Genomic DNA, 26074 nt, shown 5'->3' with positions numbered 1-26074 from the left:
TAGATGATATTTATGGAAAATATACAAAGGTAAGGCATAAAAAAATGAAGAAAGAATTGGATATAAAGCAAGTATTAGAAGCTCTTTCAAAGGAAAAGCTTATTGATATAATTCTAGATGTGACTGAGAATAACGATGTTTTAAAAAACAGAATTATTTTTAAATATTCAAAAGGTGATAATAAAGAAGAAATTAAAAAATGCAAAAAATTAATAAATTTGATAGTAAAAGAATATGTAGATGAATCGGGTTTTGTACGATACGAGCATGCCTGCGATTTTATGCAATCTATGGAAGAAATTTTGGAAAGAGCTAGGGAAGAAGAAGATGTTATGCTCGCATTTGACATTTCACTTTTACTCCTAAATGAAATTATTGAAGCTTTTAAATATTCGCATTATTCTTCTGGAGATATAGGTTATTTAATAGCAAATACTATGGAATTTATAAGTAAAGATATAGTTATAAGAGATGATTTGAATTTAAGTTTAAGAAAACAAGTATTCAATAAATTGATAGAACTAATTAACAATAATGTTTTTCATGATTTTGAGGATTATAGAAATGATATATTACAAATATGTTCGAAATTTGCTGATATTAGCGAATTAAGATATAAACTTGTAAGGAAAATTAATGATTTAATAAGTAAAGATCCAGATAACAGATATCATAACGAAATTATGCTTCAAATATTATTTGAAATAGTGAAAAAATATGGTACAAAAGAAGAGTCAGAGAAATTTATAAAAGATAATTTAGAATTTACGTATTTTAGAGAAATGCTCATACATAAATATATGGAACAAAAAAATTATGGTGAGATTGTACAGTTAACTTTGGAAGGTGAAAAAAAGGATAGAAATTATGTTGACTTAGAGGATAAATGGAAAAAAATAAGATATACGGTGTATAAAAAACTTCAAAATAAAGAGGAACAAGAAAAATTGGCAAAGGAACTTTTGTTTCATGGAAACTTTGAATATTATAGAGAACTTAAAGAGTTAAATAAAGAAAATACAAAAGAGTTTTATAATAATCTAAAAAAAGAAATTAAAAATAATGGCAAAATGTACATAGGTAAAATTTATGTTAGAATTATTTTACAAGAGAATGATTTGGATGAACTTATGGAGTTTGTAAGGAATAATCATAGGGATATAGAACTATATGCGAATAGATTAGTTGGAAAGTTTAGTGACGAAGTAATAGATATTTACTGTAAGTATATAAAAGAAAAAGCTAGTTATTCATTTAATAGATCTGAATATAGGTATGTGTGCGAAATGTTAAAAAAATATAAAAAGATAGCTGGAAAGGAAAAGCAAATGCAATTAAAAAATCAGTTGAGTGATTTATATAAAAAGAGGCCAGCATTTGTAGATGAATTAAGTAAGTTTAGATAAAAAATCACTGCTGTATATAATGAAATTTCAAAGTAATGCAATAGTTGGTATTATAAAAATTCAATGAAGATGACATTTAAATTTGTAGAAAATGCGGAATATTAATTCTGCATTTTTTATTTTTGTTGACAAGATATCTAATAATTTATATCAAATTTTTACCAACGTAAAGAATTAGGATAGGTGTGGTTTGGGGAAGATCTTGTGAATGTTCCTATATACTAAAACTTATGAGAACATATCGCTAGATCTTGAATATAATATGTTTCAGATTGTGTATCTACATGCTTCTTTTTTTTGTTATAATAATTATAGAAATATACAAAATTGAGGGGAAAGATATAATGCGCAAATATATAAAAGCTTTCTTTGACGATAAATGTAAAAACAATAGAAAATTTGAACTTGCTCGTTTAGAACTATTTATTATAGAAAAATGCGGGGGACAAAGTAATTACTATGAACTTGGTGGTTATGAGGCTTTTTATGGAGAAATGCAAAAGTTAAAGGATGAAAAAATTATAAGAGAAATTGCAAATTCAGATAGTAATAAAGCTAAATTTCCAATGAAACTAAAATGGACTATGGTCACTTCAAAAATAGAAGCTTCTTGGAAAGATGAGGATATTATTAAGTATTCTGATGTACTTAATTTTAAAGCTTACATTAAGCATCCAGAATATCAAACTAAAAAAGAATGGGAATACATAAAAAATATATATAAATTCTTAAAAGAAAAAGAACATAGGCAGTGGGCAAGTGTAGAAGAAAGATGTTTAGAACTTTTTTATGATGAAAAATTTTTGACAGATAGTGATAGTGGAAAAAAAGATAATAAAGTGCTTAAAAGACTTTCTTTAAATCTTGAAGACATAAAAGCCAAGCAGTATGGCGAACAATTTATTTATTGGAATAGAGGGGTTAGTGAAATTAAAACCATAATAATTTTGGAAAATCACTCTACATTTTTTTCATTTAAAAAAGCAGTTCAAAATGGTATAAAAATATTTGGAATAATGCCAGATGCACTTATTTTTGGATATGGGAAGAAAATTATAAAAAGCTTTTCTTTCTTAGATGAAATAGCTAAGCCAAGTGAAGTTACGGTATATTACTTTGGAGATATGGATCCAGATGGATATTTTATATATAAAGCATTAAAGGACAAGTATAATGGGGTAAATATAGGGTTACTTGTACAGGCTTATGCTGAGCTTATAGAGGTACATAAAAAATATAAAAGCAAGGATCAGCAAAAAAATGAGGCATGTTTAAAGTGTATATTAAAAGAATTTGAGGAAAAGAATTATGGCAATTATAAAGAATATATAGTAGAGCTTTGGAAAGAAAATTGCAGAATTCCTCAAGAATTTATTACATATGAATACTTGCTAAAAAGGGAAGGAGCGGTATAAATAAATGGATTTAGTTCAAACTGGAATGATGGACAGGTTAAAAAAGATTAATGTAATAAGAATGCTTGGTACAGGAATGGACATAGGTGAATTAAAGGATTATGCCCATGAAATTTGTCTGTATCTTTTACTAAGTATATTTAGAAGAGAGATTACGGAAAATCCTAATAGAACGCGCAATGACATGATATACATTGTTTCAGATATTTTAAGGGAAATGAAAATTCCTACGTCTGATAAAAATATAGAAAGAATTGTTGATGGAGTGTTGTGGTACAAAGATCCAGATAGACAGTATCCCTTCAGTTGTACAATATATAATGAAGAAACCAGAGAACATGAGCCATATAAATTTAAATATTTAAAGCCAGATAGAGAACATTCAAGATGGGAAAAGGGCGGCAGTACCGTGTATATGCTTACAGAAGAAGCTCAAGAAATGATATTTATAACAAGGGAAATGCTTGAAGAGTTTGGCTTTGATGTTGAGCAATTTTATACACTGCAATTAATCAAAAGTGGAAATTTTAATAAAGCTTTAAGCAGTGTAAATAACCTAATTGGAAGAGTTAGAAATTTAATACGAAAAGAAAAGGATTATAGGCATGATATTATGAGAAATCCTCAAGTGATATTTTTTGATACTAAAAGAGATAGAAGAAAAACAGATCAAGAAATAAAAAATCAATTTGAGGATGAAAAAAAGACCTTTGAAGATATGCTTGCCTGGAAAAATAGGCTATACAATTTTCCTAAGGATAAGAGAAAAGATGGTGAAAAACTTTTTGAAGAAGTAGAAAAGGCTAGAGTACTTCATAATTTACTTGCAAAAATAGTAGTAGACAATATGGCTTTTGAAGTAAAAGTAAGAGTAAATTATCCAGAAAGCTTTTGGACAACTTCTAAGGTATCCTTTAAAAAGGACATATGGCAAAACGTAGTTGTTAAAAATGGGCTTCCTAGCTTTGATTGCCTAGAGAGTTTAGTAGTGCCTATTTTGTCTCCAGAGCTTGAATTTATATATCCATTAGATTGGGCATGGCAGGAACAGCAGTCTGTGAGAGAAAGTGAAGAAGTTAATTTAGATTTGAAAAGTGAAGAAGAGGAGAAGGAGTTTATAAACAAGAAGAAAGTAGATTGGAACCTAATACTAGAACTTTGGCAGCCGATTTTTGATGGATTTATGGAGGGCAAAGGCTTTAGCATTACAGAGCTTAAAACTATGGATATCATTCTTCAAGAAAGTTGGCTAAGTCAAAAAAAGAATACAGAGATATTTATGATGTTTGTACTTACAGAGCTCACCTTTAGTGAAACTACAGAAGAATTTGATGAAATGGACGAAAGAATAATTTTATTTAATAAATTATGCGAAAAGGATGAGAGATATAAAAAACTTATTGGAAAAACAGTTGCTTCAAAGTTAGAAGAAGAAAAGAAACCTTTAAGTTTACAAAATTTATTTATATCACCATATAAAATATATATTAAAAATTATTTGGAGGATTAATATGGCATACACAACAGAAAATATACAAAAGGCTTCTGCATTATTTTTTATGCTTTTAAAAGAAAATATTGTATCTGTTAAAGAACCTCTTGCAGAAGAATATTCAAATGACAATGAGATGAGGCAAATAGTAAAGACTATGGCACAAGAAGCAGAACTTATGATAATAGAAACTATGGAAAATCTTCATATTATTTCTTCGGCTAATGGATCTATTTTTGCAAACTCCTATACTCAAATGAAAGAAAAATATAAAGACTTAAAGAATAAAAAATACTTTTATTTAGCTAACTTAATAATATGCGTGTTTTTATCTGAAGTGGACAAAGAAAATAATATAAGAATTAGATGGGAAGAAGAGGGTATAACATATGCTAAGCTTGAAGATTTGGTTAATGGAATTATAAATTCTTGGATAGCAAGGGAAAAGAAAGAGGAAAGCTTTAGTCAAAATTGGGGTATAGCACTTAAAGAAATTGATGAGGTGTGGAATAAAGATTTTTCACCAATGAAAAACAGCAAAACAAAAGGAAACATTGATGTGGTAAATACTACGGATAATAGATTTAATTTTATTTATAAGGCATTAAAGCCTTTAGCAGATCAAAAGCTTATTTATAACAATACTAAGGAACTTAAGTTGATTCCCAAATTAGAATTATATGAAAGATTAGACAAGGTATATCACAATCAAGATAGGTACAAGGAATTTATGGAACTTATAGAAGCTGCAAAGGAGGAAAAAGATAGTGCCAAGGTTAACTAAAATCAGAATAGTAGGAAATAAGTATGATAATTTTAAAAAGTGCCACGACAATAGTATATTTGATTTAACTAAGCTGGGAGAACCAGATCATACTTTGTTTACGCTCAATAATGGAAGTGGAAAGGGCGTAATTATGCAGCTTATATCTCAAATAATGCTTCCCAATACTAGATGGGGTAAAAATGATGGAAATAAGCTTTCTGGAATGTTTTTGAATAAAAGTAATCAATTTAAGCCATATACTTTTCATGTGCTTTTGGAGTGGAAACTGGATACTGTGCCAGATAGATGGTTAATAACAGGTATTTGTATTACTGCCATAAAAAAGCTTGATAATAAAGATGAAGAAAAGGAAGAAGAAAAAATAGGCATAAGATATTTTTTATATACCCATGAGCACTATGACAATGGACCATATACAGTAGAAAATATACCACTTTATTTAAAAGATGAAAGGAAAGCAGTAAGCTATAAAACCTTAGAGGAATTTTTGACAAATGCTAAAAGAGATTTTAGAAAGTTTTCTGAGTCGGATTCAAGAAGTACAAACTCTGAGTATTATCAGTATTTAGCAGGGTTTGGAATATATCGTTCAGAGTGGTCTATTTTAAAACTTATAAATAAAGTAGAAGGTGGAGTTGGAGAATATTTTTCAAAGGCAAGAGATAATAAAGGGATTTTTGATGAATACATCATTCCAGCTATTTCTGAAAATTTAAATAGCCAATTTGAAGAAAATAAGAATGTGCTTAGAGATATGTTTAAAAGCAACATTTCTATAACTAAAAATCTTCCTATACTTATAAATAGAGAGGTGGATTATAAAAATATATCTTCTGCATTAGATCCACTGATATTAGATGCAGAACATGGAATTGTTTATGAAAACAAGAAAAATAACTGTATCATAGAAGGAAACAATCTATACTGCAGTTTAAGCAGTCTTCAAAATAATGTATTAAATCAAATAGAAATTTGGGAAAAAGAAAAAATTAAAGCAGAAGCAACAAAACATGAGCTGCTGTTTGAAAAAGATAATTTGGAGTATGCAAAGCAAATAAGGACAAAGCAGGATTATGAAGAAGATAAGTCTTATAAGCAAAAAGAGCTTGACTATGTAAATAGTGAAATAGATGATTTGAATGAGGAAAAGAAAAAATATGAAATAAACAAGCTTATTATTCCTATGGAGAAAGATGAATATAAGAAAAAATCTACTCACGAAGAAATAGAAAAACTTATGAATTCTTTGGATTTAAAAGATATACAGAAGGAAATGGATAAGGTAGAAGAAGAAATTAAAGATAAATGGAAAGTTACGCAGGAAAAATGGGACAAGATATGCAGCCAGTATAAAGCCTATGAAGCTTTTCTAAAGAGTAAAGAAGCAAAATTAAAAATAGAAATTAAAACTTTAAATGAAAAAAAGCAGAATATACAGGTTAATTTAAAGGCAATCGAGGATAAGAAGAAAGAATTTGATAAAAAAGAAAAAGAGCTTGGCACGGAGTTTGATCCTTTTAGAATTGTTTATCCAGAATTATTACTTGAAGATATTAAGAAGGAAAAGGAAGAAGAGGATAAAAAACTTTTGGCTTTAAAGGATGAAGGTGAAAAGCTAGAGGAAAAGATAAATAACAGCAAGCTTAAAAAAGCTAAACTTGAGATTGAACTTAAGCAGCATAGGAAAAACAAAAAAGATACCGAAGAAAATTATAGTAATAAGAAACAAGAGGAAGAAAAACTTTTTTTAATGGTTTTAGAAGTTTGCAAGCTTGACCCTTTGCTTGAAGCTTATTCTGAAAATTGGCTTCAAAATAAGTCATTTGAGGTAAAAAAACTTAAAGAAGAAAAGGAACTTCAAGCAAAGAAGCTTTACAAGGAATTATGGGAAAACAGCATTGATGTAACCTTAAATACGGAAGAATATTGGATAGCAAATAATGATGTAAATGCCGTAAAAGATAGAATAGAAGCTTTGGGGATAAAAGTTATTTACGGAACTCAGTTTTTATATGCTCTTTCTGAAGAAGAAAAGAAAACTATGCTTTCAAGTTACCATATGCTGCCTTTTGGTTTAGTTATATCGGATATTAATGAATGGAAAACAATAGAAAGCAACATAGATAAGGAAATTTTTTTAAGAGCGTTAGTCCCAATTTATGTTCGAACAGAAATGAAAATAGTTGAAAGTGTTAACTACAAATTAGTAGAACATAGGGCTTTAAAGTTTGTAGAGGATTATGATAGTTATGTGTCTTGGAAGGAAAGCTTGAACAAAAAAGAACTTGAAGCAAAAGAAACCATTAGAATAGTTGAAGGTTCTATAGAAAAAATAGAAGAAATTATTAGGGATATTAGCCTTATGTTTAAAACTGAAAGCTCTGCAGTTTTAGAACAAAAGCTTAAACAAATAGAGCTTAGTATTAATGAAAATTTAAGTGAGATAAGTGCTGCAGAGGTTAGTATAAACAATTCTACAGATAAGCTTAATATCAATAAAAAAAATATAGAAAATGCAAATGAAAATATAAAAAAGCTTGCTTTTAAAATTGAAAAACTTGTGAATTTTATAGAATTTAAAAATGAAGTAGAGAAAAAATTAAAAGAGGAAAAAGAAGCAAGTAAGGAGCTAAATAATTTATCTTCTAAGCTTAGTGAAAAAGAACTGGAAAAAGAAATTTTAGATAAAAACATAAATGATGAGAATTTAAACTATGAAAGGTGGAAGGTTAAACTTGTTGAGCCAGGACTTAAGGACATAAGGGAGGTTGTAAAGGAAGCAGAATTTAAGGAAACAAAGCTTAAAGATAATTTAGAGTGCAGCGAGGCTCCAAATTATGAAGCTTTAAAGCAGGATGAAATATACAGCAGCATTTCCTATAGAAAAAGCTTAAGTTCTAAGCTTGAAAGTAAAAATGATAGCATTACCCTTTTGAAAAAAAATGCAGGGGAGCTTCAAGAAAATATAGACAGGCAGCTTAAAATGCTGAAAAAAATTGATTTAGATTGGAAAAACTATAAATTAGAAAATATATCCTTGGAGTTTGCAGAAACAGAATTCGACAATTTAACCAGCAAAATAAAACTAAAAGAAAAGCTAGCTAAAGAAAAATATCAAAATATGAGTAAGCTCGAAGGTCTTATAGAGGGGATAACTAAAGACATAGAAAAGCAGTCTAATAAAATATTTGAAGAACATAAAAAAACAGCTCAAGTGTGGGAAAATTTAAATTTAGAAGAAAAAGAATTTAAAATTAAAAGTGGTATAGAGGATAATAAAGAATATTTAGTTAGGACAGAAAATATATTAAAGGGTTTAGAAGTGAGAAAGGCAAATATAACTAATTGTATCTCAGAAATTAAATACTTTGAAATTGATCCACTAAAAGGAAAAACTTCAGAGTACGATATGAATAAGATAAAAGACAACGAAAAGAACGAAGTTGATAAATGGATAGAAGAATTTAAGAATATAGCTCAAACTATAAAAAAGCATACTATAACTGCTGAGGATAATTTTCAAGTTTTTTTGGAAAACTTAAAAAACGATATAAAGGATGAGGTTTTAAAGCATAAGATTAAAGAAGTTATAGGAGACAAGACAGAGGTAGGCAATTTTGTAAGCAACAAGGATTCTTTTAAAAGTATGAAGGAACATGCTGAAAGAGAAATAAATCAAATAAAAAATGATAAACTTGAAGCTGAAGAAGCAAAGGAGCAGTGGGTTTCTAGAGCTGCAAGACAGGCAATTAAAATATCAGAGTGTTTAAAAGAAATGGTAAATAAAATGGTATATGTCAATGAAAATAATTATGCTTTTAAACTTGTAAGACTTAAGGGTGAAGAGTTTTTACCAAAGGAAGAAAGTGATATTAGTATACTTTTAAATGAATACTTTATTGAATGTATTGGAAAATTAGAAAAGAAGGGCGTAGACTTTGACAATCTTGATAATAAACAACTAGACGAGCTTATGAGTGACAAACGCATATTCTCAAAGGCATTAAGGGGAAAGTATCCTAGTTTAGAAGTATATAAAATGTCAGAGAAAAATGAATTCTTATATGCAAAACCTCAGGACTATCATTATGCAACCTGGGGAGCTGTAAATGCAGGAGAAGGAGATGCACCTGAGGGCAGTGGAGGACAAACACTATCTATAAATACCTTTATAATTATGATGCTTATGAATTATAAAAAGAAAACTTTAGGCAATGAAAATCCATGGACTGTATTAATGTTAGATAATCCTTTTGGCAAAGCTTCAGGAGCACATGTGTTAGACCCTATATTTACCATAGCAAATAAATTGAATTTCCAAATTATAGCCTTTGCAGCACCAGAAATTATAAAAACAGAAATTAGTGAAAGATTTCCTGTTTTTTGGGCACTTAAAATTAATAATGAAGAGGAAGAAGGAAATCTAGGAAGTGTAGTTGGTAGAGTAGTTCATGGGGGTAGAGTTAGAGGTTAATTAAAACTACCTTAAAATTAGAAATTGCAAATACTTAAGTTTATCCTGGTAAATTGTAATTTGTCAGGATAAACTTACAAAGTTTCAATCATAATCTTTGTAACATAATTCTTTGGCTCTTTCTCAGCAATATCAGAAATTATATATTCTTCATAGGAATAATTACCTAAAGTAATGTTATTTTTATCAGCGTAAGCTAACATTTCATTATATGCGCTATACATGTATTCATACTTTCCTTTAAAATATACACATAAATATAAGCCGGGTTTACGGATTACGGTTTTGCCTTCAATGAAAGAATCTGATTTTATATACAAGTAAGCAGGCATTGAAAAATTGTTATTCAATACATTTTTTAATGGGACAATACTTCCTACAGATTCTTGAAGTGTAATGCCTAGGCTTTTAGAAAACTTTGTATACTCCTGCATAAAACTTGCAAAGGTCTTACTTGAAGTATTATCTATATTATATGATCTTAGAATAATTTCTTTAGGAAGATACTTTAGGCATATAGTGGCATTACTATTTAAAGCTTCAGTTGTCGTAGCTTTCATGGTATCAATGGTCTTTTGGAGATCTTGAAACCACTTAATTTTTTCGGCTACTTGTGCACTTTTTTCTTCTAGAAGCTTTAAAAGTTGGTAAGAATTTCGATGTTCAAGATATATTTTTATATCCTTTAAAGACATACCTAACATTTTTAAATTTATTATTACATAGAAGGTAAAATACTGGTCATAGGAGTAATAGCGATAGCCATTTTCGCTAATTATTGCAGGTTTAAATAAGTCAATGCTATCATAGTGAAACAAAACATGCTTTTCAACATTGCACATTTTAGCAAATTCTCCAGTAGTAAAATATTTCTCACGCATTTTAGTATCTCCTCTTGACTATAAGGTAACATTATAGTTTATGATAGTACATGTTGATATCAAAATCAAGTATCATTTCTAGAAAAGAATACTAACAAAAGAGAGGTTACATATGAGATTAATTTTGCGATATTTAAAAAAATATAGATTGTATGTATTTTTAAATATATTAGGAGTGTTTGGATTTGCAACTGCAGAACTTGGAATTCCAACTATTGTTTCTAATATGATAGATAATGGGATTGCACTTGATAATAAAAGTTATATTTATAAACTTGGCGTTCTTATCTTAATAGTGGCGGTCATTGGGGGTATTGGAAACATTGTGCTAGCTTATTGCAGTTCAAAGGTAAGTACATCAATTATAAGAGATATAAGAAATGACATTTTTAAAAAGGCACAGGAATTTTCTCATACTGAGTACAATAAATTCGGCGTATCAAGTATGATAACGAGAACTACTAATGATGCCTTTGTTTTGATGCAATTCATTAATGTAATATTTAGAACAGCCCTGTTAACGCCTGTTATGATTTTAATTAGTATGTTTATGGTAATAAGAACAAGTTTCAGTTTATCCATTATCATTGGAGGCTGTATACCTATTATTTGTTTTGGAGTATTTATAATTGCTAAAACCAGTGATCCAATAAGTAATAGACAGCAAAAAGGTATGGACAAATTAAATAGAATTTTAAGAGAAAATTTAAGTGGAGTTAGGGTTATACGTGCATTTCGAAAAGATAGCTATGAGAGCAGAAGATATTCCATGGCAAATGAAGCTTATGCTAATAATGCAAAGAAATTATTTAAACTTATGTCTGTTTCAGAACCAGCTTTCTTTATGCTATTAAACATTGCAATTGTAATTGTGTTTATTATATCAAGTAAAATGATAGATAGTGGCACACTTCAGGTTGGAAAGTTGGTGGCTTTTGAAGAATATATGTTTCATGCGATGTTTTCCATCATGTTATTTTCAATTGTATTTGTAATGTATCCTCGTGCAGAAATAAGTGCTGAGCGTATTGAAGAATTGTTAAATGAAGAGCCGACCATTAAAAACTCAGAAAATGCAGTAACTAGTGGAGATGGAAGTGGAACTTTAGAATTTGATCATGTAACCTTTAAATATCCAGACAGCGAAGCCCCTGTGCTGCAAAATGTAAGTTTTCAAGCCCAAAAAGGAGATGTAATTGCTTTTATTGGAAGTACAGGCAGTGGAAAAAGTACTTTAATTAACTTAATACCTAGATTATACGATGTTAGTGAAGGAAGTATTAAAGTAGATGGAGTAGATGTTAGAGAATATGACCTAGCATCACTGCGAAAGAAAATTGGGTTAATTCCACAAAAGACTATGCTATTTTCAGGAAGTATCAAAGAGAATATAAAATATGGCAAATCTGATGCTGCTGAAGCAGAAATAAAAAAGAGTACTAAAATTGCTGAAGCCTATGATTTTATAACGGATAAGAAAGATCAATTTGAAGAAATACTAGAAGAGGGTGGAAGAAATCTGTCGGGAGGACAAAAACAAAGATTGAGCATTGCAAGGGCAATTATAAGAAAACCAGATATTTATATATTTGACGATTCATTTTCTGCCTTGGATTTCAAAACAGATGCAAAGCTAAGAAAGAGACTAAGAGATGAAATTAGTGATTCTATTACCTTGATTGTAGCTCAGAGAATATCTTCCATTGTGGATGCTGGTAAAATTATTGTATTAAATGAAGGAAGTGTAGTTGGAATTGGAACTCATGACGAGCTTTTAAAGAATTGTGAAATTTACTATGAGATAGCAGCTAGTCAGATGACAAAGGAGGAACTTGCACGATGAAAAAGAAAGATATTGGCATTAAGTGTTTAATTCCTTATCTTAAAAAGTATAAGGTAAAGATTATTTTAGCAGTAATATTAATTATCTTGTATGCCTTTTTAGTAGCATTAAGTCCTACTTTTGAAGGAAAAATTACAACACAATTATTTTCAGATGTTACAGCAAAGAGAAGTGTTAATTTTGCAAGGATAAATCAAATAATAATAATTTTAGTTTGCATATATGTAGGTGGAACTTTAAGTAACTTTGCCTATCAATTTTTAATTACTGATGCCATACAAGACTCTATGGTGGATTTAAGAAAGGAAGTTCAGTCGAAAATTGCAAAACTTCCAATTGCATATTTTGATAAAAATTCACTAGGAGATATATTGAGTCGTGCTTCTAATGATGTTGATACTATCTCAAATGCTCTTCAACAAAGCTTTGCTAAGATTTTAAATGCTGTTTTAGGACTTAGCCTTGCCATATTTATGATGTTTAAGATTCAAAGCTTCATGGCAATAGTTTCCTTAGCAATTATAGTATTTTCCGCTATTATATCTAAAATAATTACAAAGAAGTCACAGCCATTGTTCCAAAAGCAGCAGGATTCACTTGGCAGATTAAATGGTATTGTGCAGGAAAAATTTACTGGTTTTAATGAAATTAAATTATTTGGAAAGCAGGAAGCTGCAATAGATGAATTTAGGAATGTTAATGGTGAATTGTGTGAAAGTGGATTTAAGGCTCAATTCATAAGCGGATTGATGAATCCATTAGTTGCTTTTGTAACTTATATTGGAATTGGTGTTGTAGTTATTTGGGGAGCCTTTTATGTAATTGCTGGTGTAATTAAGGTAGGTCAGCTGCAAGCCTTTATACGTTATATTTGGCAGGTAAATCAGCCTATGTCTCAAATAACACAATTGGCTGGAACTATTCAATCATCTATAGCTGCGGTTAATAGAGTATTTAACTTTTTAAATGAAGAGGAAGAAATAGAAGAGGTAGAAACAGTAAAGGAACAAAGGGATATTATAGGAAGTGTGTCCTTTGAAAACGTAAAATTTTCTTATACGGAAGATAAACTGCTAATACATGATTTAAACTTCAAGGTTAAAAGTGGGCAGATGGTAGCAATAGTTGGACCGACTGGTGTAGGAAAAACCACATTAATTAATTTGCTTATGAGATTTTATGATGTTACTGGTGGTTCTATTAAAATAGATGGTGTAGATATTAGGCAAATTAAACGTGATGACCTTAGGGCAAAATTTGGCATGGTGCTTCAAGATACCTGGCTTTTTAATGGAACTATTAAAGAAAATATTGCCTATGGAAAAGAAAATGCCAGTGAAGAAGAAATCATACGTGCAGCTAAAGTAGCAAACGTGCATCATTTTATTACGACACTTCCTGGTGGCTACAATATGATACTAAATGAAGAAGCAAATAACATTTCTCAAGGGGAAAAACAACTTTTGACAATAGCGCGTTCTGTTCTTTGCAATCCGCCTATTCTTATCCTAGACGAAGCTACTAGCTCTGTTGATACAAGGCTTGAACAAAAGCTTCAGAATGCCATGAGAAATATTATGGAAGGAAGAACTTCTTTTGTAATTGCACATAGGTTATCTACAATAAAAAATGCAGATTTAATTTTAGTAATGAGTGATGGAAATATTGTAGAACAAGGAACACATGAGGAATTATTGGCTAAAAAAGGATACTATGAGCAACTTTATAATGCACAATTTGCAATGCAGGATGCCGCACTATAGATATACTAGTTGAAACAGCGAAATTGCAAATGCCAAATGTATTCTGTTAAATTAGAATTTGAAAAGCAGAGTACAAAGTACAGAGTACAGAGTACAACGAAGGATGATTTTTCTCCGCAAGCGTAGAAGAATCTAAAACTTATTTTTTTATTGCTTACGCAATTGAGCCATGTATGGTGCTTAGCCAAGCTGACAACATTTAAGTTTAAGATTTATCTGAGTATAGCGAAAGATAAATCATCCTTCATTGTGCATTGTGAACTGTGAATTGTTAATTGAAAAACATTGCATTAGGATAAACTTAGTATTTGCAATTTTGATTTTTCAAGTAGTCTATCTCTATAGATAAACCAGTTCAACTATTTAAATTCATGTGCACCAAAATGCCAAGAAGACGGCATTTTGGTACAAATAAATTCCAAGTTTCACAGTGGTTTATCTTTACTACGGATTAAAGCCTATTTAAGAGCAAATGATTAAGTAAACGATAGAATTTTGCTGAAAAAGGGCATATTTGAGAAAATATTAGTTGAACTAATATAGATAATATGGTATATTAGCACATGTGGTCAGACCAATGTACCAATACTTAACTTCCAGATGAGGTGATTCTTTGAAGTATTTAAAACAACTAATGATTATTTTAATGGCATATTTTTTAGGTGTAATTATACAATCAATTTTTAATTTGCCTATACCGGGCACGGTTCTTGGACTAATATTACTTTTCTTAGCTTTATATTTTAAAATAATTAAAGTTGAAATGATTGAAGATACATGTGAAATTTTAATATCTTTTATGTCGTTTTTATTTGTTCCAGCTGGTGTTGGATTAATGACGTCTTTTAATTTGCTTAAAGGTAAAGTTATAGCATTTTCTGTTATTATTATTATTTCTACTATTGTTGTTTGGATTGTAACTGCTTATGTTGTTAAATTTTTAAGAAAGGTGTGCTAAAGATGAAAGAAATAGTTACTTCACCCGTTTTTGGAGTACTAATATCCATAATTGCCTATGAGATAGGGTCTTTAATTAAACAGAAATTTAAGTTATCAATTCTTAATCCACTACTTATTGCAATAATACTTTTAATAGCATTTTTATTGAAATTCAATATTAAATTTCAAGATTATAATAATGGAGGACAAGTAATTTCTTTCTTTTTAGCCCCTGCAACAGTATGCTTAGCTTTACCTTTATATAAGAAATTTTCTTTATTTAAAAAAAATGCAGTGCCAATTTTGGTGGGTATTTTATGTGGTGCGGTTTCAGGAATGACATGTGTAATTTTGCTTTCAAAGTTATTTGGTCTTTCTGGTATTATTACAAAATCTTTAATGCCTAAATCTATAACAACACCTATAGGTATGGCACTAGCTAAACAGTTAGGTGGGATTCCTTCTATAGCTGTTGTTGCTATTATAATTACTGGAATATTGGGGTCTATTGTTGGACCATTTTTATATAAAATGTTAAAAATAGATGATAAAGTGGCAATGGGAATTGCTATGGGCTGCTCATCACATGCCGTTGGAACAGCTAAAGCTATAGAAATAGGAGAAACTGAAGGAGCTATGAGTAGTTTAACTATAGCTATTTCTGGAATAGTCACAGTAATTATAGCACCTATACTGTGGAATTTATTTTCATCATTTTTTAAATAAATGATTTATGGAGGTAGTGACGTGACGGATAATAAAGGTGATTGTAAAAAAAGTACATGTGCGTTTAATAAATTAGTTGAGTCCATTGATAATTTATTAACTTTAGAAAAAGAGCAAAAATTAAAAATAAAACTTGCTAAAGAAATAAAAAACAGTATATTTACTAGTGAAATCATAACAGAACTTAATGAAAATGACTTTTCAGGCGTAAGTGATGAAGAAGAGAATAGGATGGAAGTACTTTTTTCAAGTATATTTCCTGTATTCATCAAGAAAGGTGATGTTATCTTTAGGCTTTATAAGCATAAAATTGAAGTTGATTTATCATATGAAATGCGAGACAGATATATTTACATATTTTCTGATGGAAGATTAACTTCTGGACTATTTCAGTGCTTTAGCCTAAGTGATGATGAATATGTGTATGGAGTGAAACAAATAATTGATGCTATCCCAAGTTTTAAAAACGCAATTATTGATACTTTGGAAAATTACAAAAGCAATATTGATATACATAATGATAGGATACAAAAGTCAAAAAGTAGAGAGCAATTTTCAGATAAAAATTACAAAGAATTACTTGACTACTTATTAAAAAGTAGAGAGCATTAAAATTTAAATTAAGATATATATTCATATAGAGGGGGATAATAGTGATGATTATTGACAAAATATTTTATAAAACATTGTTTAAAAATTTATTTTCAGATACTTTTGAATTAAAGTTATGGGATGGAAGCTCAGAGGTTTATGGTGAAGGTGAAGTTAAATTTAAAATAATTTTTAATGAACCTATTCCTAAAGCGGATATTATTAAAGATCCTTCTTTAACCTTTGGAGAAGCTTACATGACTAAAAAAATAGACATTGAAGGTAGTGTTCAAACAGTTATAGAATCTTTATACAACAATATGGAAAGTTTTTTACGCAATAGTGATAAATATGCTGATTTACTAAAGAAGGCTACTAATAATATAAAGAATAGTAAGAAAAATATAGAGTTCCATTATGATATAGGAAATGATTTTTATAAATTGTGGTTAGATGATACTATGACATATTCTTGTGGATATTTCAAAACAAAAGAAGATTCTTTAAATCAAGCACAAAAAAATAAGGTACAGCACATTCTTAAAAAGCTAGATTTAAAAGAAGGAGAAACTTTACTAGATATAGGTTGTGGCTGGGGAGAATTAATTATTTCAGCGGCAAAGCAATACAAGGTTAAGGCTATGGGAATAACTTTAAGTTCTGAACAGCTAGAAAAAGTTAAAGAAAGAATAAAAAATGAAGGCTTAGAGGATTTGGTTGAAGTTCAACTTGTAGATTATAGGGAACTAAAAAATAGAAAGTTTGATAAAATAGTTAGTGTTGGTATGCTTGAACACGTAGGACAAGATCATCTTAAAGAATATTTTTTAGCTTTAGATAATTTACTAAATGACAAGGGTGTATCTTTACTTCATTGTATAACAGGCGTAAAAGAAGGTGGAAATAATACATGGATTAGTAAGTATATTTTCCCAGGTGGATATGTTCCAGCAATTGCAGAACTCATTAATTGCATGGCAGAGAGAAGCTTCAATATAATTGACGTAGAAAATTTAAGATTGCATTATGGAAGAACCTTAGAGCATTGGGCAGCTAACTTTGAAAATGCTTTGCCTGAAGTAAGAAAAACTAAGGATGAAACTTTCATAAGAATGTGGAGGCTTTATTTAAATTCCTGTGCAGCATCCTTTAACTCTGGAAATATAACTATTCACCAATTCTTGTTTAATAAGGGCGTAAATAACAATTTAGAGTGGACTAGAGACTATATGTATAATTAAACATTAAATCAGAGTACAGTTAAGGTTGATTTACATTCCTTACGTCAAGTAAATCTTAAACTTAAATGTTGTCAGCTTCGCTTATAGATATACCGTTTCAACTACCAAAATCAATTTGTATAAAAATGCCCAGAATACGGCATTTTTATACAAATTAATTTTCAAGTTTCAAGCGATATATCTCTAACAACATTAATTCTGCGATTGCGTAAGCAATCAAAAAATAAGTTATAAGATTTTCTGTAGCAAGGCGGAAGAAAATCATCCTTCACTGTACTCTGTACTCCGTCATCTGTACTCTGAATAATGGTTCTTAATAATTTTAGTCCGCCTTTATGTTTTCTTCTGCATAATTTTCTTTCTTTAAATTATTTAACCCTAAATTTGTAGAACCATAAGCTAACATGGTTTCTAGTTCTTTGTTTGATTCAGACAGTTCCGTATCAAGGTTTTTTTGAGATTTTATTAATTCTTTATCTAAATTTTTAGCTTTGGACATAATAAACTCACCTCATATCATACTCTATTAAACCTCAAATATAATTTACCCTCATATATCTATAAGAATGCATAAAGTAAAATGAAAAAAATGTAAAGAATAATCAACAGCTATCTTGAACATAATAATCAATGAAAAAAAATTTGCAAAAGGAGCTGTTGAATTATGAAAAGTAAGCCAGATGATAGAAGCGACAATGTGGAAAGAATTCAAGAAAATATAGACAATACTATGGAAAATATTCATTTAGCAAATGAAGCCATTTCAAAAACCGATGATGAAAAAACAAAAAAAGATTTAAAGTGTAAAAACCATAGGAGAGAAGAAGCTTTAGATGGATTTAGATCAGAAATTAAAGATGAAGCTGCACATAGCAAAAGATGTAAATAAATTTTTATAACTGTGAATGGCAGCATAAGGCAATGCTGAGGAGTAACCTGAGCGGTCATTAGTGTTCTTTACAGAAACGGATGGTTTTAAGCTATCTGTTTCTTGGAGAACTAAAGCGATAAATATCAGGGTTTGGAGAAATGGTTCATAATTTATGTTTCTTTATTTAGATTTAATTAAATAACATGCTAAGTTGAAAATACATATATAAAGTGGTAATATTATACATGAAAATGGTAATAAATTGGTTGTTTAAGATGTGACAATCATGTAGCTTTAGACTATGGAAAAACAAAAAATCCAAGTTCAAAATGTTCTGTAGCATTAGGCAGCAGATGAAATAAACACTACAGCTCAAGGTAAAATAATTTCACTTAAGAAACAAATCAATACAAGCAATTCAGCAGATACAACTCAGAGTAAGGTTACAAACAATATATATAATAATGCTAATAGTAATAAAAATATCATTAAAGTCCCTCAGATTTCATTAAGTGAAAATGAAATATATGATGTTTTTAGTTCAGATAACGATTTTTGGAGTTATCAAGGAGTTGCTTACAAGAGATGCGACTAATATAGTTTTAAATAAAATAGTAGCAACAACAGATGCTCTTGGCAATGAAACAAGGAATAAATACTATAAACTGGACAGATTAAAGGGCATAGCAGATGTAGCCGGAAATTCCACAAGATTCACCTATGATAACATGGACAGGCTGTGAGTGGATAGGTATCAACTGCGCTTAATGGTAAGCATGCCAATATTGAATTATGGCAAAAAGGATTTATAGGAATGGATGTGAATACTTTCTGAATGTTGCCAAGATGGCTTAATGAAAATTCGATTTTGAACGATATAAATTGGTACGCAAGTTATCCTTTTAGTTAACAGGATATAGTTTTTACACTGGAGGTTTATAAATATGAGCAATTATAGAAAATTTATGCTAGTATCAGGTATACCATTATGGTTAATATCATTATTAATGATATTTTTAGGAATACGATATTTAAGGACTAAAAATTGTATAAGTTTTTTCGGAGTAAAAAAACCTAAGTTTACAAAGGGATTCTCACTATTTCTAATAGTTTTTGCTATTTTATCAGTCTATCCAATAACTTTAGATACTATATTTATGGATATAAAAGAAAAGGTTGTAACTGTAACAGGATGCAATAATGACTCAAAAGCAGGCTTAATAAAGAATGAAATTAGAACTGATAATGATGGTATATTTAATAATATGTTTAAAACTTTTAAATTTGAAAATGGTAGTAAGTATATAATCAAATATGTACCTAGAAGCAAGATATTACTTTATAGTAAGAAAGTGATAAATTAGACTGAAGAATATTTAAAATAAATTTTACGAAAATGGTGATATGGTATGAATGATTTTCAAATAAATGTAAATAAAAATTCAGAGCAATGTATGAATGTTATAAAAAATGCCATTCCTAATTTTTATAATCCTTTATATATGGGTAATTCAGGTGAAATTAAAAGTTATAAATATTTATGCAAAATTAAAAATAACGATATATCAATAATTAGCAAAGGAATTGGATACTGGTCTGTTACATGCAGAATAAAAATAATAAGGAATAATGATAGTGATACTGCAATAATAGGTAACTTTGATAAAAATATATTATATAAGTTAATTAGCTTTTTAGTGACAATGATAGTAAGTTTTTGCTGTATGTTGTATTTATTTGGAGAATTATTTATGGATACTGCAAGACCAATAAGGGAAAGAATTGTATATGCTATTTTTGCAGTAATAGTAGCCTTATGTTTTGTAACATATTATTTATATAATAAAAAAACTAGATACAAGGAAAAAAAGAAAATATTAAATTTATTAAGTGATTTATTTAAAACATAGTCAAAAATGAAAGGGGACAATAAGATATTAAAATCAAGCAAAAAAAGTGGAATTATAGCATCAGATGAACAATGTAATTTTAAATTATTGAAATTTTAGAGAGGAATTAAAAAATTTATATAGAATATATAATTATACAGAAATGTGAAGAAAGGTGTTACAATTAGCGAATAATTCATATGAATTTGAAAAGTTTCTGAAAAAATCAGACATTAAAAATACGAGGTGATAGGGATATGTTAAAAAATATACTAAATGAAAGAAAAATGAAAAAAATTAGAGAACAAAGAAAAAAGACAGCTAAAAAAATAGCAGCAGGAACTATTAGTGGAATTGTTGCTGGAGTAGCTAGTGGCGTTTTATTGGCGCCTAAATCAGGAAAAGAAACACGCAGTGAAATATCAGAAAAAGCTTCAGAAGTGAATTCTCAAATAAAGAAAACTGCGGCTGATGTAAAAAATAATATTAAAGATAAGGATGAAAAATTAAAATCAAATATTAGTGAAGCTAGAGAAAAGATTTCAACATATCTTTCAGAAAGAAAAGCAAAATCAAAAGAAGATGAAAATTGTACAAGCTGTGAAGAAGTTTCTAGTGAAAAAGAGACTAAAGAAGAAATTTCACAAGAAAATAATTCAGAAAACAACTAGAGGTGTACTATGTATATTAAATTATCAACATTAGGTTTTATTTGCATTGGAGGACTATTTGCAATAGCTTTAATATATTTAATAGTTCTTATTCATAAATTAACAAATACTATTTCAAAGGTAAATTCATTTATGGATAAGAATGAAGAAAATGTTACGAAGTTTATAGACAGCCTTCCAAAAGCCTCAGAAAATATAGTAGAGATAACTGAAAATGTAAAGCTAGTAAGTGAGGTTGTAACAGAGACAACAGCATCAGTTATAGAAGTTAAGAAAAGTATATTTGATCGTTTAGGTATTGTTAAAGATATTTTAGATATAATTATGGCAATATTAAAAAAAGATAAATAAGGTTGCTGCTCACAATGAAGGATGATTTACCTGACGCAATGGAGGAAAATCATCCTTTATTATTCAGTGTATTAATGCTGTACACAGAAAATTAAGTTACTATAAATTAGGAGGTGAGATAAGTATGTTATTTTGGAGAAGTACATGTTCTAAAAATAGAGATAAAAATGGTGTATATAAATTAAAAAAGCTTCAAATTGGTGGAATTAAACAATGGATTTTAGTTAGAGGTAAAAATAGAGATAATCCAATTCTATTGTTTTTACATGGTGGACCTGGCTCTGCGCAAATTGCTGTTTCAAGAGCATATTTCTCTAAATTAGAAGAAAAGTTTATAGTAGTAAATTGGGACCAAAGAGGAGCAGGATTGTCTTATTCAAAGGATATACCTAAAAATACAATGACTGTTGAGAATTTCAGTAATGATACAAAAGAATTGATAGAGTATTTATTGAATACATATAACAAGAAGAAAATATTTTTAGTGGGACATTCTTGGGGAAGCGCGTTAGGAATATTAGTAACTAGCAAATATCCTCAATTAATTCAAGCATATGTAGGCATAGGACAAATAGGGGATATGCAGGAAAATGAGAGATTAGCCTATAAATATGTTAATGAATATGCTCATAAAACTAATAATAACAAGGCAATTAAACAACTTCAAGAAATTGGTAAACCGCCTTATAATGACCTTATTAGTTATATGAGAATTAGAAGCAAATGGACAGGTAGATTTAAAGGAACATTTTATAAATTAGATGTGAAACAGCTTGTATTAAAGCTTCTTATATCATCGGAATACACTATTGTAGATATATATAAACTTATAAAAGGAAGTACGTATTCAATAGAAACAATGTTGGAAGAAGTTTCAAACTTAAATCTTTTAAACCTTGTTCCAGAATTAAGTGTGCCAGTCTATTTCTTACTTGGAAAACACGATTATACAGTTCCATATGAAGCAGCTGAAAAATATTTTGATAAATTGATAGCTCCTTTCAAAGAAATTGTATGGTTTGATAATTCAGCACATTGTTTACCCTTTGAAGAACCATTAAAATTTCAAAAAATAATAATTGATAAGTTGACAGATATAAAATATTAAAATACAGCTCAACTTATCTTTTTATATCTTAATATAAAATATTTTTTAATATTAATTATTATTTATATTGAAAAGTATACCAATTAGGTATATAATAAATGTATACGGTTTAGGTATACATTTATTATATATATTTCATCATATGGTTAATGCAGTAAGATGTTTTAAAACCGTGTTAAAGATAAACCATCTTGAAACTTAAAATTTATTTGTAACAAAATGACGTCTTCTTGGCATTATGATGCACATAAATTTTAATAGTTGAGTTGGTATATCTATAATACAAGGAGGGGTGATTATGTTTTTTAGAACTACAGAGCAGCATGAAAATTTAAGGGCAAAAATTAGAAAGTTTGCCGAGGAAGAAGTTAAACCAATTGCGTTTATGCTTGATCAGGAAAATAAATTTCCGCAAGAAATTGTTCAGAAACTAAAGGATTTGGAAACTATGGGACTTCCATATCCAAAAGAGTACGGTGGAGCAGGACTTGATGTAATAAGCTATGCAATCGCTGTTGAGGAATTATCAAGAGTGGATGGTGGCACAGGTGTAATTCTTTCTGCTCATACTTCACTAGGAACATATCCAATTTCCGCTTATGGAACAGAGGAACAAAAACAAAAATATTTAGTTCCACTAGCAAAGGGAGAAAAGCTTGGTGCATTTGGACTTACAGAAGAAAATGCAGGAAGTGATGCTGGCGGTACAGAAACAACAGCTGTTTTAGATGGTGATTATTATATTTTAAATGGTGAAAAAATATTTATAACAAACGGCGGTGAAGCTGATATATATGTTGTTTTTGCTGTTACAACACCGGATATTGGTACTCATGGGATAAGTGCTTTTATTGTGGAAAAAGGCTGGGAAGGCTTTAGTTTCGGCAAGCATTATGACAAAATGGGAATTAGATCTTCTGCTACTGCTGAATTGATTTTTAATAATGTTAAAGTACCTAAAGAAAATTTACTCGGCAAAGAGGGAGAAGGTTTTAAAATTGCTATGGCTACCTTGGATGGTGGGCGTATTGGTATTGCAGCACAAGCACTTGGAATAGCCGAGGGAGCTTATGAAAATGCACTTGAATATTCAAAAGAAAGAGTTCAATTTGGAAAGCCAATATGCCAGCAGCAGATTATAGCTTTTAAATTAGCTGATATGGCAACTAAGCTTAGGGCAGCTAGATTGCTTATTTATAGTGCAGCAGAATTAAAAGGAAATCATGAGCCATACAGTATGGAAGCCGCTATGGCAAAACAATATGCTTCAGATGTTTGTCTTGAAATTGTAAACGATTCACTTCAAATTTTTGGAGGAAGTGGTTACCTTAAAGGAATGGAAGTTGAACGTGCTTATAGAGATGCTAAAATTTGTACAATTTATGAAGGAACCAATGAGATTCAGCGTGTGGTCATTGCTGCTAACATAATTGGTAAAATGCCAAAGAATGAAGGAGCAGGAAGAGCTCATAAACAGGGGCCAGCTACAGGTTATCGTAAGAAGGTTATTTTCAAGGATGGAGATTCATCTGAAAAAGTGGCTGCACTTGTAGAAGCACTTAAAAAAGATGGCTATGATTTTACAGTTGGAATTCCTATAGATACCCCTATTAGTAAGGCTGACAGAGTAGTTAGTGCTGGTTTAGGTATAGGGGAAAAAGAAAATATGAAGCTTATAGAGAAGCTAGCTGTTCAGGCTGGTGCAGCTATTGGATCTTCACGTCCTGTAGCTGAAACTCTTAAGTATGTACCTCTTAATCGATATGTTGGTATGTCAGGTCAAAAGTTTAATGGAAACTTATATATTGCCTGCGGTATTTCAGGTGCCGGTCAGCATTTAAAAGGAATAAAGGATGCCACTACAATTGTAGCTATAAATAATAATCCAAATGCTAAGATTTTTAAGAATGCGGATTATGGCATTGTTGGTGATTTAGAAGAAATACTACCAATTTTAACAACTGCATTAGATAATGGACAGCCAAAGAAGGAGGCTCCTCCGATGAAAAAAATGAAGAGAGCAATTCCAAAGAAAGTAGTTCCAAACTGGAAACATTACGTTTGCAATGGCTGCGGGTATGAGTATGATCCTGGTGTAGGTGACCCAGAAGGAGAGGTAGCTCCAGGTACTTTATTTGAAAAATTACCAGAAGAATGGACCTGCCCTGCTTGTGGAGAAGAAAAAGATATGTTTATAGAAGTACAATAATATGCTTTTAGCGTAAAGGAGGATTAGTAAAATGTTTTGTGTTAGAAATATAACTGAGGATCTTTATTGGGTTGGTGGAAACGACCACCGCCTTTCTCTCTTTGAAAATATTCATCCAATTCCTTATGGAGTTTCTTATAATTCCTATGTACTTTTAGATGAAAAAACAGTACTTTTTGATACAGTTGATTGGTCGATTTGTCGCCAGTTTGTCTCAAATATAGAAGCTGTTTTAAATGGCAGAAAGCTGGATTATATGGTTATAAACCATGTTGAACCTGATCATGCAGCTTGCATTGAAGAAATTGCTCTTCGTTATCCAGAAGCAAAAATTATATGCACAGAAAAAGCATTTATGTTTATGAATCAGTTTGGTTTTCATATTGATGATAAAGTAATAAAGGTTAAAGAAGGAGAAACAATGTCTTTTGGAAAGCATGTGGTAGCTTTTGTTTCCGCTCCAATGGTACACTGGCCAGAAGCTATGGTTACCTTTGATACTACTGATGGTGTTTTGTTTTCTGCTGATGCCTTTGGCTCCTTTAAAGCTTTGGATGGCAAGCTTTTTAATGATGAAGTGAATTTTGATCGTGATTGGATTGATGAGGCTAGAAGATATTATACAAATATTGTAGGTAAATATGGTCCTCATGTTCAGTCACTTTTGAAAAAAGCAGGTACTCTTGATATTAAATATATTTGTCCTCTGCACGGTTTAGTATGGCGTAATGATTTTGGATACTTATTAGATAAATATAACAAGTGGAGCAGTTACGAGCCAGAAGAAAAGGGAGTAATGATTGTATATGCAACAATGTATGGCGATACAGAGGCAGCTGCAGAAGATTTAGCGGCTAGACTTGTTAAAAAGGGAATGACGAATGTAGTCATGTATGATGTTTCAAAAACAAATGTTTCTTATTTAATTTCTGAAACCTTTAAATACAGTCACATAGTTCTTGCATCCGTTACTTATAATTTAAAAATATATCCACCTATGCTTAATTATATAATGGATATGAAGGCCTTGAATCTTCAAAAGCGTACTTTTGCACTTATAGAAAATGGTTCATGGGCACCTCAAGCTGGAAAATTAATGCGCGAACTTTTAGAAGATATGAAAGAAATGACTATTTTAGATAGCGATGTTACAGTAAGTTCAGCTTTAAAAGAAGATGATGATTCATCAATGGAAAATATTGCAGATAGCATTATTGCCTCTATGGAAAGTAACGGCAATATATAGAAGCATGCGAAAAGTATAGGCGCTCTTTTTTATGATAAGCTCTATAGGATTTATGTACGGTATAGTAAAGACTATAGTACAAAAGTTTAATTGCTTACAAAAATTCATGTCTAAAATTCCGTAGGTACGTAGGAATTTTTTCCTTGAACTACCGTAGAAGCGAAGTAACAG

The 26074-nt window shown here is 29.9% G+C and carries 22 protein-coding genes; 20 read left to right on the top strand and 2 right to left on the bottom strand.

Features of this window, described 5'->3' with window-relative positions; translation table 11 throughout:
- The first annotated feature begins 44 nt into the window (after positions 1-44).
- The 5 genes from CUEA01_RS08810 to CUEA01_RS08790 all read left to right on the top strand — a co-directional run bounded on the left by CUEA01_RS08810 (position 45) and on the right by CUEA01_RS08790 (position 9574).
- A complete protein-coding gene (locus CUEA01_RS08810) occupies positions 45-1406 on the top strand; it encodes a hypothetical protein (RefSeq protein WP_234121276.1) in 1362 nt (453 codons plus the stop codon).
- Between the two features lie 344 nt (positions 1407-1750).
- Positions 1751-2821: a Wadjet anti-phage system protein JetD domain-containing protein gene (locus tag CUEA01_RS08805; protein ID WP_234121275.1), complete on the top strand. Its 1071-nt coding sequence runs from the start codon at positions 1751-1753 to the stop codon at positions 2819-2821.
- 4 nt (positions 2822-2825) lie between these two features.
- Complete coding sequence (locus CUEA01_RS08800) at positions 2826-4331, top strand: hypothetical protein (RefSeq protein WP_234121274.1); 1506 nt, start codon at positions 2826-2828, stop codon at positions 4329-4331.
- A gap of 1 nt (position 4332) precedes the next feature.
- A complete protein-coding gene (locus tag CUEA01_RS08795; protein WP_234121273.1) occupies positions 4333-5097 on the top strand; it encodes a DUF6063 family protein in 765 nt (254 codons plus the stop codon).
- Entirely contained in the window at positions 5081-9574 is a 4494-nt protein-coding gene (locus CUEA01_RS08790; RefSeq protein WP_234121272.1) for a hypothetical protein, read from the top strand. Before CUEA01_RS08795 ends, CUEA01_RS08790 begins: the two co-directional genes overlap by 17 nt.
- A gap of 74 nt (positions 9575-9648) precedes the next feature.
- On the opposite strand, the gene CUEA01_RS08785 is transcribed toward CUEA01_RS08790, so the two are convergent.
- A complete protein-coding gene (locus CUEA01_RS08785) occupies positions 9649-10455 on the bottom strand; it encodes a MerR family transcriptional regulator (protein WP_234121271.1) in 807 nt (268 codons plus the stop codon).
- Between the two features lie 112 nt (positions 10456-10567).
- Between CUEA01_RS08785 and CUEA01_RS08780 the strand changes: the two genes are divergently transcribed.
- The 6 genes from CUEA01_RS08780 to CUEA01_RS08755 all read left to right on the top strand — a co-directional run bounded on the left by CUEA01_RS08780 (position 10568) and on the right by CUEA01_RS08755 (position 17558).
- On the top strand, positions 10568-12298 hold the full coding sequence (locus CUEA01_RS08780; protein WP_234121270.1) for an ABC transporter ATP-binding protein: 1731 nt from the start codon (positions 10568-10570) through the stop codon (positions 12296-12298).
- On the top strand, positions 12295-14061 hold the full coding sequence (locus tag CUEA01_RS08775; RefSeq protein WP_234121269.1) for an ABC transporter ATP-binding protein: 1767 nt from the start codon (positions 12295-12297) through the stop codon (positions 14059-14061). Before CUEA01_RS08780 ends, CUEA01_RS08775 begins: the two co-directional genes overlap by 4 nt.
- A 613-nt stretch (positions 14062-14674) precedes the next feature.
- Positions 14675-15019, top strand: coding sequence for a CidA/LrgA family protein (locus CUEA01_RS08770; protein WP_234121268.1), 345 nt, complete (start codon positions 14675-14677; stop codon positions 15017-15019).
- Positions 15020-15021: 2 nt separating this feature from the next.
- Positions 15022-15726 carry an LrgB family protein gene (locus CUEA01_RS08765; RefSeq protein ID WP_234121267.1) on the top strand — a complete coding sequence of 235 codons (705 nt, stop codon included), beginning with the start codon at positions 15022-15024 and terminating at the stop codon, positions 15724-15726.
- Positions 15727-15747: 21 nt separating this feature from the next.
- A complete protein-coding gene (locus CUEA01_RS08760) occupies positions 15748-16338 on the top strand; it encodes a hypothetical protein (RefSeq protein ID WP_234121266.1) in 591 nt (196 codons plus the stop codon).
- Positions 16339-16382: 44 nt separating this feature from the next.
- Positions 16383-17558 carry an SAM-dependent methyltransferase gene (locus tag CUEA01_RS08755; RefSeq protein WP_235699822.1) on the top strand — a complete coding sequence of 392 codons (1176 nt, stop codon included), beginning with the start codon at positions 16383-16385 and terminating at the stop codon, positions 17556-17558.
- 322 nt (positions 17559-17880) lie between these two features.
- Here the strand turns inward: CUEA01_RS08755 and CUEA01_RS08750 are convergent, their stop codons facing one another.
- A complete protein-coding gene (locus CUEA01_RS08750; protein WP_234121265.1) occupies positions 17881-18057 on the bottom strand; it encodes a hypothetical protein in 177 nt (58 codons plus the stop codon).
- A 165-nt stretch (positions 18058-18222) separates the two neighbouring features.
- Between CUEA01_RS08750 and tlp the strand changes: the two genes are divergently transcribed.
- The 9 genes from tlp to CUEA01_RS08705 all read left to right on the top strand — a co-directional run bounded on the left by tlp (position 18223) and on the right by CUEA01_RS08705 (position 25903).
- The gene (gene tlp, locus CUEA01_RS08745) at positions 18223-18447 is read left to right on the top strand and encodes a small acid-soluble spore protein Tlp (protein WP_234121264.1); all 225 of its coding nucleotides are present in this window, start codon (positions 18223-18225) and stop codon (positions 18445-18447) included.
- Between the two features lie 509 nt (positions 18448-18956).
- Complete coding sequence (locus CUEA01_RS08740) at positions 18957-19172, top strand: RHS repeat domain-containing protein (RefSeq protein WP_234121263.1); 216 nt, start codon at positions 18957-18959, stop codon at positions 19170-19172.
- Between the two features lie 201 nt (positions 19173-19373).
- Entirely contained in the window at positions 19374-19793 is a 420-nt protein-coding gene (locus CUEA01_RS08735; RefSeq protein WP_234121262.1) for a hypothetical protein, read from the top strand.
- 45 nt (positions 19794-19838) lie between these two features.
- Positions 19839-20339, top strand: coding sequence for a hypothetical protein (locus tag CUEA01_RS08730; protein WP_234121261.1), 501 nt, complete (start codon positions 19839-19841; stop codon positions 20337-20339).
- 236 nt (positions 20340-20575) lie between these two features.
- Complete coding sequence (locus CUEA01_RS08725; protein ID WP_234121260.1) at positions 20576-20989, top strand: YtxH domain-containing protein; 414 nt, start codon at positions 20576-20578, stop codon at positions 20987-20989.
- Positions 20990-20998: 9 nt separating this feature from the next.
- The gene (locus CUEA01_RS08720; protein WP_234121259.1) at positions 20999-21340 is read left to right on the top strand and encodes a hypothetical protein; all 342 of its coding nucleotides are present in this window, start codon (positions 20999-21001) and stop codon (positions 21338-21340) included.
- A 124-nt stretch (positions 21341-21464) separates the two neighbouring features.
- Positions 21465-22448, top strand: a complete 984-nt coding sequence (locus CUEA01_RS08715; RefSeq protein WP_234121258.1) for an alpha/beta fold hydrolase — start codon at positions 21465-21467, stop codon at positions 22446-22448.
- Between the two features lie 298 nt (positions 22449-22746).
- The gene (locus CUEA01_RS08710; protein ID WP_234121257.1) at positions 22747-24657 is read left to right on the top strand and encodes an acyl-CoA dehydrogenase family protein; all 1911 of its coding nucleotides are present in this window, start codon (positions 22747-22749) and stop codon (positions 24655-24657) included.
- Positions 24658-24688: 31 nt separating this feature from the next.
- Positions 24689-25903: an FprA family A-type flavoprotein gene (locus CUEA01_RS08705; RefSeq protein WP_234121256.1), complete on the top strand. Its 1215-nt coding sequence runs from the start codon at positions 24689-24691 to the stop codon at positions 25901-25903.
- Positions 25904-26074 lie beyond the last annotated feature (171 nt).

The sequence above is a fragment of the Clostridium hydrogenum genome (assembly GCF_021432385.1).
In the GTDB taxonomy this organism is placed as follows: domain Bacteria; phylum Bacillota; class Clostridia; order Clostridiales; family Clostridiaceae; genus Clostridium_S; species Clostridium_S hydrogenum.
The sequence above is the reverse complement of the archived record's forward strand: the minus strand, read 5'-3'. Positions and strand labels throughout refer to the sequence as shown.